11 protein-coding genes and 1 pseudogene are annotated in these 13,940 nt (G+C 58.3%); 3 read left to right on the top strand and 9 right to left on the bottom strand.

Annotation, left to right across the window (positions count from 1 at the left end; all coding sequences use genetic code 11):
- Positions 1-1,061: 1,061 nt before the first annotated feature.
- On the bottom strand, positions 1,062-1,304 hold the full coding sequence (locus LPB73_RS02995; protein WP_231079560.1) for a ribbon-helix-helix domain-containing protein: 243 nt from the start codon (positions 1,302-1,304) through the stop codon (positions 1,062-1,064).
- Between the two features lie 725 nt (positions 1,305-2,029).
- The gene (locus LPB73_RS02990; RefSeq protein WP_231079559.1) at positions 2,030-2,257 is read right to left on the bottom strand and encodes a cysteine rich repeat-containing protein; all 228 of its coding nucleotides are present in this window, start codon (positions 2,255-2,257) and stop codon (positions 2,030-2,032) included.
- A gap of 1,239 nt (positions 2,258-3,496) precedes the next feature.
- Here LPB73_RS02990 and LPB73_RS02985 point away from each other — a divergent pair.
- A complete protein-coding gene (locus tag LPB73_RS02985; protein WP_231079558.1) occupies positions 3,497-3,823 on the top strand; it encodes a nuclear transport factor 2 family protein in 327 nt (108 codons plus the stop codon).
- Between the two features lie 109 nt (positions 3,824-3,932).
- Here LPB73_RS02985 and LPB73_RS02980 read toward each other — a convergent pair whose 3' ends face one another.
- The 3 genes and pseudogenes from LPB73_RS02980 to LPB73_RS02975 all read right to left on the bottom strand — a co-directional run bounded on the left by LPB73_RS02980 (position 3,933) and on the right by LPB73_RS02975 (position 6,161).
- On the bottom strand, positions 3,933-4,229 hold the full coding sequence (locus LPB73_RS02980; RefSeq protein ID WP_120286796.1) for a hypothetical protein: 297 nt from the start codon (positions 4,227-4,229) through the stop codon (positions 3,933-3,935).
- 135 nt (positions 4,230-4,364) lie between these two features.
- A pseudogene (locus LPB73_RS29235) lies at positions 4,365-4,583 on the bottom strand (RlpA-like double-psi beta-barrel domain-containing protein); the annotation flags it as partial.
- Positions 4,584-6,014: 1,431 nt separating this feature from the next.
- The gene (locus tag LPB73_RS02975) at positions 6,015-6,161 is read right to left on the bottom strand and encodes a DUF3606 domain-containing protein (protein ID WP_231079557.1); all 147 of its coding nucleotides are present in this window, start codon (positions 6,159-6,161) and stop codon (positions 6,015-6,017) included.
- 763 nt (positions 6,162-6,924) lie between these two features.
- Here LPB73_RS02975 and LPB73_RS02970 point away from each other — a divergent pair.
- Positions 6,925-7,935 carry a DUF1236 domain-containing protein gene (locus LPB73_RS02970; protein ID WP_231079556.1) on the top strand — a complete coding sequence of 337 codons (1,011 nt, stop codon included), beginning with the start codon at positions 6,925-6,927 and terminating at the stop codon, positions 7,933-7,935.
- A gap of 137 nt (positions 7,936-8,072) precedes the next feature.
- On the opposite strand, the gene mdoH is transcribed toward LPB73_RS02970, so the two are convergent.
- The 4 genes from mdoH to LPB73_RS02950 all read right to left on the bottom strand — a co-directional run bounded on the left by mdoH (position 8,073) and on the right by LPB73_RS02950 (position 13,233).
- Positions 8,073-10,232: a glucans biosynthesis glucosyltransferase MdoH gene (mdoH, locus tag LPB73_RS02965; RefSeq protein WP_414716897.1), complete on the bottom strand. Its 2,160-nt coding sequence runs from the start codon at positions 10,230-10,232 to the stop codon at positions 8,073-8,075.
- Positions 10,233-10,246: 14 nt separating this feature from the next.
- Positions 10,247-11,710, bottom strand: a complete 1,464-nt coding sequence (locus tag LPB73_RS02960) for a glucan biosynthesis protein G (RefSeq protein ID WP_231081050.1) — start codon at positions 11,708-11,710, stop codon at positions 10,247-10,249.
- Between the two features lie 581 nt (positions 11,711-12,291).
- A complete protein-coding gene (locus LPB73_RS02955; RefSeq protein WP_068738739.1) occupies positions 12,292-12,903 on the bottom strand; it encodes a hypothetical protein in 612 nt (203 codons plus the stop codon).
- Between the two features lie 15 nt (positions 12,904-12,918).
- A complete protein-coding gene (locus LPB73_RS02950; protein ID WP_068738741.1) occupies positions 12,919-13,233 on the bottom strand; it encodes a hypothetical protein in 315 nt (104 codons plus the stop codon).
- A gap of 262 nt (positions 13,234-13,495) precedes the next feature.
- On the opposite strand from LPB73_RS02950, the gene LPB73_RS02945 reads away from it, so the two are divergent.
- A complete protein-coding gene (locus LPB73_RS02945; protein ID WP_068738743.1) occupies positions 13,496-13,735 on the top strand; it encodes a hypothetical protein in 240 nt (79 codons plus the stop codon).
- The last annotated feature ends 205 nt before the right edge of the window (positions 13,736-13,940 follow it).

The raw sequence follows: 13,940 nt of genomic DNA, 5'->3' as shown, positions 1-13,940 counted from the left end.
CTTTGGCCGTGCGGATGAAGTCGATTAAACTGCTGGTGCTATCAATGGTTCCCGTCAACACAGCGATCCTTCTACTAACGGGGACGCAGAACGCGGCACCCATCAGCCCGTGACGCCCTCCCCCCATCGGGTAAAATAGGGATATGCAGGACCATATTTTCGATCTTCTAACGTTGGGCATCTTACTCTTCGGCATAGCGCTGATCCTTCAGACACACCAGGAGCCCAATGACGGCTCGTTCTGATGCGCGAGGGCGATACCCACCGGCCATCGTCTAAAGAGGTAGGAGCCGCGTTTTGATTTGGCGCGATCCGCAGACGTCATATCGAGTCATAATGAAAGAGGCCGCCAACTGAGGCGGCCGCTCAAATACTACCTACTGCCCAATAAAGCAGTAGGAGGACCAAAACCACGGATGCAGTAATCAGCCCGGCTATGCCTAACGCGAGAAGGACTCGGTAGAGCCTGTCTTCCATTGTGTTGCAATGCCAATTCGCGCCTATTGTTCCGCTTGCCCATCCCGACGCTCATCGAAATCGTCGCCGCCCGGACGGCGGCACGCCACGAAGGCGCTGTGATGCCCACCCGAACTCTCCCGCCATCGCTCTCCCGCCCTGCTCGAGACATGGACATCCGGTACGGCGACGTAGACGTCGGCGCCATCGCTCAGCAAGACTGGAATGCGAACCCGAAAGTCTGGCATCTGAAAATGGACCTGCGGCTTCTATGGGACCACATCGAGCCTAGGCGTCGCCACCCGCAGTCGGTTCTCCAGCGCATGCCTGAAATACCTGAGCGTGACGATGCGAATCGCCGCTCTTGAGAGTTTGCAGAAGAGCGAAGAGCTATGGCCAGTTGAGGAGTGTAAACGAAGCCACGGTCGTTGAGCGAACGGCTTCGATCACGACGTGAAAAGCTTCGACTTAACAGTGGGTCCGTCCGCGAGACATTTGCCCTACCCGTCTTGCCGCCAGACAGCGAGCGCGCGCTATTTCGCGGATTTTCCAGCTGATGACCGCATTGAATTTCACAATGCGAACGTTGCCAACAGCCGGCTAAGTTACGCGGGAGACCCGTCCTTTATTTTGGCTTTGAAATGCTGCAAGACGAACAGACGGACGGCCGAGGTTAAGTTCACCTGAGGCCCATTGCAGTCAACCAGTCTGACAAGGGCTGCTGGGCTCGTCCCTCGTTCACTGGCAATTTCCTTTAAAGCGCTCCAAAACTCAGGCTCAAGGCTGACGCTCGACTTCGATCCGTCGGCTTTAACGAGTCCCTGCTTTCGCCTTTTCGGCTGAGGCACGCTATTTCACCGTTTTGGTTTGCTGATCGACAGGTGCCTTACCTTCGTTTCTGATGACCGAGACCGCGCCTCCAATGAGACCCAGCAACAAGATGAAGCCGAGCGCGTAGCCGTAAATCGGTCGGATGGATCGTCGCGGACTCTTCAACATAGAGGCTACTTTCAAGGGTCCCCCGGTGTTCGAGGCGCCGCGGCGAGGCAACCAGAAAATCGAACTCCTGACGAAGACACACTCATGCGAGGCTTTCTGAGAAATGCGAGAACCAGAAATTGTTCCCATCTAAAAGTGAAGTCGTTCGGGAACAGGTTTTGTTAGTTTGCATTTCTCGGTTGGGGCGCCACGAGAGGAAACGACATGCGAAAGCTTCTTATTGCAAGTGCAGCACTGACACTTATTGCAGCGCCGGCGTTCGCCCAGACGACGCCGAGCTCGCCCACTGCACCAACAACGTCGGATCGGACGACGGGCGCAGTTGGCTCGGAACGTGGCAACAACGCCAGCTCTCTCAGCGGTTCGAACGCAGCTGCAGGAAAAGTCGGTGGCGCCAACTCAATGAACAACGTTGATCAAGGTCGCACTAGCGGCGGCGGCGCGGGCGGTGGCGCAGGCGGCGGTGCCGGGGGTGGCGCGGGCGGCGGGAACTAACTGTTCAGTTGGACGGATGTACTCTGCTGGACAGCCGGGGGCCTCGGAGCAAGTGCCGGGGCCCTTCGCCTGAGCACGCCTATTGGCCATACTTCAATAACACTTGCCGACCTGCTTTCGAAATGCGCGGCCTATTCTGCTGAAGGCAGGAAAGCACTACCATATCCCCGCCCTGAATCGCTTGTGCGCAATAGCGCTTCACGCTGGCACGGCACGCAGCCTGCTCCTCCGGCGTTCCGCTGCTTTGCGCAAGGGCTGTGCCGGAGAATACGATTGCCGCGGCTATTAAAAGGATCGAACGTGTCATCAGTAACTCCTATCTGCCCTTGATAACAGCTCTCCGCTTTGCTCTGTTCCTCCACGGCTCGCCAATTGGAACACCATCTGGCTGGCCACTTGGTCGGATCGCCCCGCACCATCGAGCGCGATGGGGTTGGAACACCATTCGCGCGTGCGAGCTGGGCGCGCCCAACACCTGCTCGTGGGAAGAACATGAACGTATTGCATCAATGAGCGTCTTCGCTCTCTTACTTTCTAAGGCGCGCGCCTGACAGAAAAGCGGCTGGACCGGTACGATCCGGCGAGCCTGTCGATCGGCCAGCCCGGAACGAATCATTCGGCGCGCTCTTAAAATCCCGGTCCGTGCGTGTGTCAGCGATGAACGCGGAGGCGAGAATGTTCCTGATGGGCCTTGGCGCGCTGCTAGTCCTAGGCGGCGTCTTGTACATGGCACGCGCCGCTATTTGGCGGGATCGCTTAGCGGCCCAGATTCCTCCCGGCCAGTTCGCGACACTCTGGAGCCACCGCGGCGGGGCTTGAGATTCTTGGGGCTCGGAACGAACTGGCCGGGCATTCTCCTAATGATAATTGGTGCGGTTCTGTTGGTGTCGGGGGCCAGTTTCTAGGCCGCAAATGTTCGCCCGGCTTGGCTCGATGCAAACCTTTTCCGACGGACGAACCCATCTATCACTACGGCAAGAAGGAGCCGGCGTGGCACGACCGAACAAAGCTAGCGAGGGACCAATGAGTGAACGAGATGATATCGATCATCTAATACGTTCTATGACCGCGGCGAGAAATCTTTTGAGAGACTACATCGGGCCGGGCTCGCGAAGTGCCGTTGATACAGTCGATCGGCTGGACGTGCTCGACGATCGGGACTTCGTTGGCACGCTGGATCGACTCAATCGGCGCAAAGTGATCCGATTGATCGAATGACGAAAAAGCCACCCGGGCATGACAACGGACGGCATTGTGATGCGGCTGCTGGCTCCCCGTCCGGTGCCGCCGCATTCTTGGATAGGCTGATCGAGCTTGGTTAGGGCATCGCTAATGCGCTCGTTCGTGCTGTCGATCCGACCATCGGAGCAATCCCCAAATTCCAAAGTGCTAAGAGGACGGCGATCACCAAACACCACCAACATACTGGTATACCGTCCACGGCGGGGTTTCAGACCACTTCCCTGAATAAACCATTCAGGACGCATTCATTAGACTACTTCTAAATCGCTTGTTAGACGCATACGTTTGGCAAGTAGGTGAGAAAATGTCCTTTGACCCAATGGCCGCGGTAGTTGATTGGCTGGATGCTTATCGCTCAGGCGACCTTGAAAGTATTCTCGGCCTTTATGCCGACGCCGCTACGATCGAATGTGGTTGCGGCGGCGCGACGACGATAAATGGTCGCGAGGCTTTACGTGCATATTGGGAGCAGCGCCTAAGAGATTCTCCGGCCGCGGACTTGGATAATCTCGAACCGGCCCGTGATGGCGTTGCCGTTACTTACGTTTGCCACGGCTCAAATATCCGCGCTGGCTTTGAATTTGATGCTGCTGGCCAGATCACCTTCCAAAAATGCGGCCCGCCAAATTAGGGCCACTTGACCGCGCAAACCGGCTAAGGGTCATCAGGCTGGTCGAATAAAAAGCCCAGTCACCATCGCCGGCGCCGAGCAAGAGCGGCCGCAGGCTAATCGCGGGTACCTACCCGACTTCATCATCTGGCGGTTTTTTTTCGCTGCGCCAATCGGTGTTCGCCGTGTCGTCGTAGCCGCTTCTATTACTGTAGAACATCAAGGCCATCAGGCCGCATCCAATAACGAGTGAGAAAACCGTCCCGAGCGCCAAGGCGATCCAACCATGGATCGACATCTCAGCGTCCTCAGCTGACGTCCATGCCATCATCGACCAGACAATTGCGAAGAGCAGCATGGCGAACAGAACGATTAAAACGATGGCCTGACCAAAGTTAATCGTCCGGGATGGATTTTGCTCGCGCATTGCAACCTCCCTGTCGGCACCGTGCCGGTCCGGCTATTAGACACTCCATCGCAACGGATTACAAAAAGCCCGGCCTCCGTTCGACAGCCTGGCAAGTTCCGGAGGCAAACACGACCGGGTCACCCGCTCGTGGGGCTACCGGACGGTGACGCGCGCGATACCGCCCATGCCGATTGCATTGGCTGCTGCTTGAGACAGATCGATGCAACCGCCCTTGATACACGGGCCGCGATCCGTGATCCGAACTTTTACCGACCGATCATTGGCTTTATCACCGTGACGTGGCTGCCGAAGCGCGTGGTGCGGTGTGCGGCCGCCAGGGCGTAATTTGAACCGTTCGCCCGAGGCCGTCCTGCGGCCGTGATAGCCATCTCCTACGCCGTATGTCTAGCGATGCAGGTTTCCTCCTTGGTCACGGTGACGTTGAGGGATACAACGCCTTCGAGGAAGTTCTGAGCAGCAGCAGGCCTGACGGAGAGCACGCACAGCCATGCTGCCGCTAAAAGGTGGGTCGTTGAGTTTCCATTTGTGTTGATGCTAGATTTTCCCGGCCCGGAGCGATCCCAGGAAACACACGCGACGGTCGGCCCGCCGCTCAAGGATTCGGCTGTGCGCCGGGCCATTTCATTAGCTGCTATTTGATGGAACGAAATCTATTATTGCCGCTTTTTCCTGCGGTCGGCAGTTGTGTGGTGCTGTCGGCCGGGCTCGGCGGCTTCCCCACCCCCAAAACCCAACGCCGCCGAGCCTCCTATGATTGTATTCAGCTGATGTGCCCTGTGCCGCCGGTGACAGGCGATGGCGAAATCCGCTCCGCAAGCCGCGAGAAGCAGCTAACGAATTTCGTCGATAAGGTTGAGTAGTTAGGTTAAGGAGCGGCTTGTGTTGTGCACATGAACGATGGGCTTAGCGTCAAAAGTGTCGCGTGACGTTGCCGGACTTGTCGTTCGTACCGGCAACATTTCAATTGCGTGGCACGGGGTCGCTCAATTGCAATATGAGCGGCCCCACTAAGCTGGGCGGATGTTGACCGGAACGTTGTCGATCAGATCTGATTATTTGAGGAGCCGATCGTATTCCTCCAAGGTCACACACTCCGGTTTCCGTCGGCCCAGGAAGGATCCCAAGTATTCTGTTTTTCCGGCGGCTGGCAGATGATCCCTTACGCTGTCGCCGGGCTCGGCGGCTCGCCATGTCCCTCAACCTCAGGCGGCCGGGCCTTCCATTATATTATTGGGGGCTGATGAAGCTCCGCCGGAACGAATCCATTTGATCCCAATTTTCACGAGTCGACAGCTTTTAAAGAAGCTGTTGGCCGGGCTCAGCGGCGTTCCCTGCCACCCAACTCAACCGTCGCGGAGCGTCTCCAGTTTCAATCGCAGGGCTCGGGATCATTCCGCACCGAGTTCAGTGAGGCGGCCGGCGGCAGCCGGAATGAGCGCAGACTTGGACCTGAGGACTTAGCCGGGGATCTCCCAGTTGGCGAAGGCCAAGTCGGCGTCAAACCTTCGGCGACGCGCGAAGGTAGGACCGGTAAAACTCCACGCTAGCCCGCTGAGCGCTTGACATCCCTTGGCGGGCCATTGGCCGCTCGGGATCGATATGCCGCGATAGCCCGATTGGACAACAGAAGGCGGCTCGTGATGCCCTCTCGCATCAGTCTGGCTACGTGAAATGTGAGGAACTGGTTAGCCTCACGAACATCTTCCAATTCTCCCGAGCGCCGCAGAAAATCGAAAGCGATATCGACGGACTCATCAAGAAGCGCAGCGAGCGAGACAGCAGTCAGGGTCGCCTCCCGTTCACGGTCGCGGTAGAGTTGCCAACTTTTTCGACAACGCTTTGCAACTCCTCCTTCTGAACCTTGAGGTGCTTGGTCCAGTATCGAACTCTTGCTGCGACCTTGCGGAGTTTTTTTTTAAGATCGTCCATAACAGCCTCGATTAGCGTGTTAAACGGCGGACAGCGGCATCAAGTTCCCGCCAAGACCGCTACAGACACATCTGGCGCCAGTCGCGCAGGTTAGCGCTCTGTAAAGCGTTACGATCACATAAAGGAGCCGCGCCAACCCAAAGGCCCGCGCGGCGAGTTCGTCTATGCAAGAGTTTGCGTGCATGCAAGGACGTGGGATCAAGAGCTCTAATTGAGCGTTGTTCCAAGCGACTGGTGGTGGGAAAGGTATGCAATTGCGACCCCGCTGCGGAGCGGCTGAAGGTCGTCTAATTCCGAAGCCGGGGAGTCGTTGAGACGCCGTTCTCGGTAGGCCCGCAATGCGTCCCGTCTACAAATAATTTTGGTCCCGCTAAAACACCATACGGTTCCCGTCACGTTGCGAGCGTCGCGGGTGCGCCGCGAGCATGTGTCTGCCTTGACGTACTCCCCAATTACAATAGTTGCTTGATTGCCGGAACAGTCCGGCGAATTTTGCGGGAATACAAGGAGGGAGCCGGTTAGCAGACTTGAGCTCGCAGGGACGGCGTCGAGCAGAACGATGCCGCAGCTCGCATTAAGATCAGCAGGCGCCGTGCAATTGCGCCAGGCCCTCGCTCTCCGGCTCTGCCACGCGGCCATTAATGCCTACGCGACCGAGAAGAAACCCCTTGTCATTAGAATTTGCCACTTATTCCCGACTTCTATCGGAACTACCGTGTGTCTTCCTCGTTCACGATGACTACAAAAAATGGAGGAATTGATCATGAAGGCGCGTTTCTTATTTAGCACGGCGGTCGGCTTGGTGTTCGCCACCGCAGCAATTGCTCAGTCGCCAAGCGCGACAGCAACCTCCCCTAGCACACAACAAACGCAGTCCCCGAGCACCTCTTCGCCTACGACTCAGAAGGCACCCGATACGACCAACGATCGGTCCACGTCCACCTCACCAAGCACATCCACCAGCTCTTCGCAGGCGCAGACGACTGCTCCATCGTCGGCGGCCGGGTCTTCGACATCGCAGCCCCCGCAAGCGCAGACCAACACGCCGCCCGCAACGGCCGGCGGCCAGATGCAGGCTCCGACCAGCGGCGGTGCTAACGCTGCAGCGCAGCCAACGACAACGAGTAATACGGCGCAGTCTCCTTCTAACAACGCGGCGCAAGCTCCCTCGACGAACAACAATGCGCAGTCGCAATCGACCAGCGTCAATGCTTCCGTCAATATCAATGACCAGCAGCGCACGCGTGTTACCCAGTCGATTTCTCGGCTCAACGTGCAGCCTCTTAACAACGTTAATTTTTCCCTGACCGTGGGCACCTCTGTCCCCCGCGACACCCGTCTGCAGACGCTTCCCTCTGAGGTCGTCGAAGTCGTACCGCAATATCGAGGCTACAGCTTCTTTGTGGTGCGCGACGAAATCGTCATCGTCGAACCTTCGACCTTGCAAATCGTAACTGTGCTGCCGCGCTCCGGTGGATCAACGGCCGCCGCGCCTGCACCGGCCCGCTCCAAGGTCTCGTTTACCGACAAGGACCGGGACGTTGTGCGCAAGCACGTCAAGACGAGGACAACCGAGCGCCAAACGACCGGCAGTACGGCCAAGACGGTTATCCGCCGCGGCGAGCGTCTACCGGAAACGGTCGAGATTGAAGAATTTCCCGACGTCGTTTACCGAGAAGCTCCTTCACTGCGCGACTACCGCTACATCCACCGCGAAAATCGCACCTATCTGGTCGACCCCGGAGAGCGCGTGGTGATCGACGAAATTGACTGACACGACTTCACAAAGTGAATCGAGGCGGCCAATGGGCCGCCTCTTTTTCGCAATGTCATTACAAAGGCCGCAACCTCGGGTGCGATGGCTGTCATATGGGGGCTCGCGCACTTTTCCGTATTATATTTTGGCAGGTCCTACTCAGACTTCGTGGCGTGTGCCTTATCGGGCAGTGCAGCCAATTGCTGAAGCGCGACCCGACTGTTCAGCGCCGCAAAAGTCTCGCGCATACTGAAAAAACTGACGGCTTCGTCAAAATCCTCAGCTTCTACAATTTTTGCTCGCGCGATGGCGAGGTCGGAATCGATCTGGCCACGGCTGCGTGGCTCATCAACCAGCGATCTCAAATGGGCCGCGCACAGATCCATGTCCTTACGCAATTCGTGCAGCGAGCTTGCGCCGTAGATCGGTGCCGCCAAGGCCAACTCTTTTGCGCGAATCAGTACTTTCGGCGGTAGATTCTGTTCGGGAGTTGCAAATAAGCGGGCGTGCTGGCCTGGCTGCAGCGCGCGCGACGACACGATGGCCAGCGGCATCGACAGCCACAAACCTACGATTACCGGCGTCATCCACAGGAATAGCGGTAGCGACACCGCATAAGCGCTAATCGCCATCAGTACACCGAACACGGTCGGTACCGCGTACTTTCTGACCACTTCGCGGATCGGGACAACGCCGTCGTCGCGGCGCTGAACCTGCCAGCCGGCATCCCGACCAAGCAGAATCTCGCCGACCGCCGACGATTGGAAGATCATCATCACTGGCGCGATCAGGCCGGACAGCAAAGTCTCGACGATGATGCCGGACAAAGCAAGAAAGCCGCCGCCGAACCGCGCTCGATTTTCGGCCTGGGTGAGCAGCAAAACGTAGGCAAGCAGTTTTGGTACGATCAGAAGACCCATCGTGCCGGCGAAGACCCAGGCCGCGCGAACCGGATCTTGGGCTGGCCACTGCGGAAACAGCGAAAACCCCTTTGCGAAATATTCCGGACGCACAAACTGGGCCTGCAGCGAGATGAGAATCCCGAGCACCAGAAACATAAGCCACAGCGGCGCAGTTAAATAAGAACCGATGCCGGTCAGGAGATGCAACCGCGAGACCCAATGAAGCCGTGGCGCTCCCAGCACAGCCAGGTGCTGCAGATTGCCCTGACACCATCGGCGGTCGCGCGCTGCAAAATCGAGGAGCGATGGCGGGCACTCCTCGAAACTGCCGCCCAGTTTCGGTGCCATGTGGATCGCCCATCCGGCGCGCCGCATGAAAGCTGCTTCAATGAAGTCATGGCTGAGAATATGGCCGCCGAACGGCTTGCGCCCGGGAAGTTCGGGCAGGCTGGCATGTTCTGCAAAGGCGCGCACGCGGATGATAGCGTTGTGTCCCCAGTAATTGCCTTCCGAGCCGTGCCACCAAGCGATTCCGGAGGCGATTACCGGGCCGTAAAGCCTGCCAGCGAATTGCTGCATCCGTGCGAACAGCGACCGCGCATTGACAACGATAGGCAGCGTTTGGATCAGACCGACGCCGGGATGCTGCTCCATGCCGGCGACCAGGCGCACGATCGTGTCACCAGTCATGAGGCTGTCGGCGTCCAGGATGATCATGTGATCATACCCAGCGCCGAACCGCTTGACCCAATCCTCAATATTTCCCGATTTGCGCGCGGTGTTGCGCATCCTGTGGCGATAAAAGATGCGATCGCTGGCAGTCTCGCGGCGCAGTTTCAAAATGGCTTTTTCCTCGGCCACCCAGATTGCAGGGTCAGTGCTGTCACTCAGCACGTACCAGTCGAACTGCGCGGCGTAACCGGTCTCCGATATAGATTCCCACATCGCCCGCAACCGCGCCGTGATCTGATGGGAATCTTCGTTATAGGTCGGTAACAGCATCGCGTTGCGGCTTGAGATCATCGCAAGTGGCGTAAGCGGTTCTATAGCGAGCGGATCCCGTGCGCGCATCAACAGTAGGGCGAAGCCGGCCAGCGCCGACATAAACGAGAACGCGACCCAGGCGAACAGCAGCACGAAGAGCGCCAGGACCATGCCTTCGAGGATGGTCACGCCGCCGACCTTCAGCACCTCGAACATCTCGTAACCGCCGGCCGCGGTCAGGGCCACGGTGCCGAGGAGGATGTAAGCGCGCCGCAGAACAGTCGGCATGGGCCTGAACTGCGCGCGTCGTTGGGAGGAAGCTGGCCCTGCGAGCCCATCCGATATCATCGTCAGCGGCATCTCTGGCGGTAGAAACCCCTCGCCCGCGCCGGCCGGCAACGCAGCCGCAGGCACGGCAACCAACGGCATTGGGTTCTTCACATTCACGGTGTCCATCGATAGACCCAAACTTCGGAGATCGCCTGATCGTCCTGCATCAAAGAAGCGCGCAATTCGACCGGCGCCTTACTCTTGACCGGCATTTCGAAACTCAGGCGCCAGCCGCCGTTTTGCGGATTCCGCTGTGTTACGATATTGCGGATTTCAACCTTTTCGGCCGTGACAACACCTTTGATCTTGGTGGGATCGATGGATTTGAGCTTGTCGCCAATCAGATCGAGCACAAATAGCTTGGTATCGTCCCCGCGCGCACCGATGCCGCTGCGTGAAAAGATCGCCAGCGCCGACGGCTTCGGTTGATCGGGCCCCCAATGCAGGCGGTAGGTAAACGCGAGTTCGCCCTTTGCTGGAAGCGGGTTTTTCGGACGCCAAAAGGTACCGATATTGTCGTGAATCTCTTCCTTGGTCGGAATTTCCAGCAGTTGCACCGATCCCTCGCCCCAATCGCCAATCGGCTCCACCCAGAGACTGGGGCGCCGTTCGAAACTTGATTCGAGATCCTGGTAGTCGGAGAAGTCTTTCTGCCGTTGCATCAGTCCAAAGCCGCGCGGATTTCGGTCTCCGAAAGAGCTGATCTGCAGATCGCGCGGGTTATGCAGGGGTCGCCAGAGCTGCTCGCCTCGCCCGTTGAAAATTGCCAGACCGTCCGAATCGTGCACGGCAGGGCGGAAATCGTCCACTTCCTTGCGGTCGTTCGGGCCGAAGAAGAACATGCTCGTGATCGCCGCGAGGCCAGTGTTCTTTATTTCCACCCGCGGATAAATGACCATTTCTACATCGAAAATGGTCGTATCGCCTGGCCGGATGGTGAACCGATAGGCGGCCGCGGCACTTTCACTGTCGAGCAACGCATGGACTACAATCGAGTTGGCGTTGGACGCCGGCTTCTCGATCCAGAAGGACTTGAACTGTGGGAACTCCTCGCCGGCCGCCTCGCCGGTGTTGATGGACAGGCCCCGCGCGGACAAGCCGTATACTTGGCCTTTGGCCACCGCGCGGAAATAGCTGGCGCCGAGAAAAACGCAAACCTCGTCATAGTAATCGGGCTTGTTGATCGGGGCATGCAGTCGGAAGCCGCCGAAGCCTAAGTCAGCCCCGGCCGGCGGGGGCGGCGTAGCGCCAAAGGAGAAATTCTCAGGTTGATAAGGGACTTGGGTCGCCTGGCCATTGGCCACTTCATAGATATCGACGCGATTGGTGTAGAACGAGCCTCGATGAAAGAACTGCACCTCGAAGGGCAGCTTCTCGCCGCGCCACAAAGCCTTCTCCGGATTAAAGCGCAGCGCGCGGTATCGGTCGTAGTCCAGATCCTTGAGGGAGTCTGGCAGCTTGTTGTCTGGCGCCTTGAACGCCTTGGCGGCGGCTTCCCGCGCCATTTGCCGCACCACGGCGGCGTCGAACGGCACAGGCCCGGGAGCGGCGCGGGCGCTGCGCGGGATAATCGTCATCAATGGCAAAGCGGCCGAAGCGCCGAGAAGTTGTCTGCGGTTCAAGGTGTCTCCAAACGCCAGAGTGATATGCAATAACACGCGCTGCACCATCGAGTTCCGCGAGCTGGAACATTCAGCGCTCTGCGCTTGCCTTGATTGCCGGTGTTTCCCGACTCTACCTCACTAAACGCTGGCGTTTCCCAACCCGCGGTTGGCCGGTGTCAAATGCCAGTCGACGGCGCACGAACTGACCATAGAACGAGTAAAAATAGCGCTGTCCGGTTACCGATAGACGTTCAATCACTCGGTTCACGCCGTGCGAGGCCGCTAAGTCACCATTCAATGCGGCAGCCAAGATGCCCCCTGCCGGATGACTCACAAAAACCCTCAAGATCAGCTTTCAACGACGGACGCAGCGCTTCGACGATGCTGCATTGATCCGCATTAGTGCTGCCAATTTATCCCGCCGGTTGTTCATAATTCCCCGTCGCGTAGCCCGGTGTCTCGCATCGGCCGCCTGACACGCCACACCACTCCGCCCTGACTGCTGAGCTTGACCTCCGGTGAAAAAAATGGCCCGCCGAAGCGGGCCATCGTTGTTATCGGGAACGACCGTACAATTCTCGCTCCTTGCGCACCTGCCCCGCATCGTAGGGCGGGCTTGCCGGGTCATACCCGCTCCAACCCGACTTCTCCCAGGCCACACGGCGATCATTGAGATTGACTGACGATGGGCTCATCAGCGCCTCGAGGCGCGCGCGATCGGCCTCGTTGACCTTTGCCGAGACCAACGTGCCGCCGCGGCGAACGCCTTCCGCGTAAAGCGGTGCATCTTCCTTGGAGACGCCAGCCTCGGTCAGAGCACCAACAATGCCGCCGGTTGCTGCTCCGGCGGCAGCGCCGACTGCCGTGGCGGCAAGCCATCCTGCCGCGACAACTGGTCCAAGGCCAGGAATTGCAAGCAGCCCTAGTCCGGCTAGAAGGCCCGCAGCGCCGCCGATCCCTGCACCGATTCCGGCACCGGTGCCGGCTGCTTCGGCGCGATCATCGACGCCATCACCGTCGCGGTCCTTCTTGCCGTCGAACCAGCCCTCGGAGTTGTTGGCCACGATACTGATGTCCCCATGAGGAACGCCGGCGGCCTCAAGGCTTCCGACAGCTTTCTGCGCTTCCGTATACGAATCGTACAAACGCGAAATGGTCACGGTCATGAGATTACCTTCCGATTACTTTGCTGCGTTGACGTTGCCCTGGAAATCGACGCTGATCGCACTGGTCGAGCCCCCCTTGGTCGCTTTGCCGCGCCATACGCCGTTGTCGTCTTTTTTCAGTTCGGTGACGTTCGTGTACCCAGCCTTTTCGATGGCACTCTTGGCCTGCCCCTCGGTGAAGGAGTTGCGTCCGGCGACCGGCGCATTGGAGTTCTTCTGCTCGCTGTTGACGGCATTGTTGCCCGGACGATCTTTTGCCGCCGGGCTCTGGGCATGGGCTACTCCCGAGATCAGGAGAGCGGCGACACAGATAGTCGAAACGCGTTTCATAGGTCCCTCATAGGTTGGTGTTTGGGATCCTCCAACAAGCTGTTAGCTGACGCGTTCCATTGATTGCCGAAAAAAGCCTGGACCTACGATAGCGGCGCGACATCCCTTGCTTATGCCATTCTTTCCCGTAACGGCGGATCATATGGCCGGCTTGCGTGCCTTTGCTTGACTCACCGCCAAACCATGATCGGGAACTTTCGGCAATTGCGCGGATTGATTGACGCGTTTGCGTCTCGCAAATTTTGCAATTGGAGGATACACCATGAAAACACTTTATCTCGCCGGAACCCTAGCTGCTTTCGCTTGTACCTCGGCCTTCGCTCAAACGACGACGGTTTCCAGCGACTACTACGTGGTGCGCGATGCCACCACCAAGAAGTGCACAATCGTTGATAAGAAGCCAACGACCACGACAACGACGATTGTCGACAACGGAACGTTCAAGACCAGAACGGAAGCCGAAACCGGCATGAAGACCATGAAGGTCTGCACAGAGAACTGACGCGCGTCAGCACCCGTCACTTCGATCGGTGACGGGTGCTTGTGCCGACCGGTCACGGTATCGCGGTTCCGATTAGCGAGAGTCGACGCGACTAATCGCAAGGATGCGCAACCGCGTGTCCAGCGCTCCACGACGTCTCGCGCTTGCAGCACATGTCGGCGCGGCTTGAACCTTAGCGAACGGCAGTGCCCAGCCGCTTTCGCGC

Source organism: Tardiphaga sp. 37S4, assembly GCF_021044645.1.
GTDB classification, from domain to species: Bacteria; Pseudomonadota; Alphaproteobacteria; order Rhizobiales; family Xanthobacteraceae; genus Tardiphaga; species Tardiphaga robiniae.
This window is presented reverse-complemented; position numbering and strand designations above follow the sequence as displayed.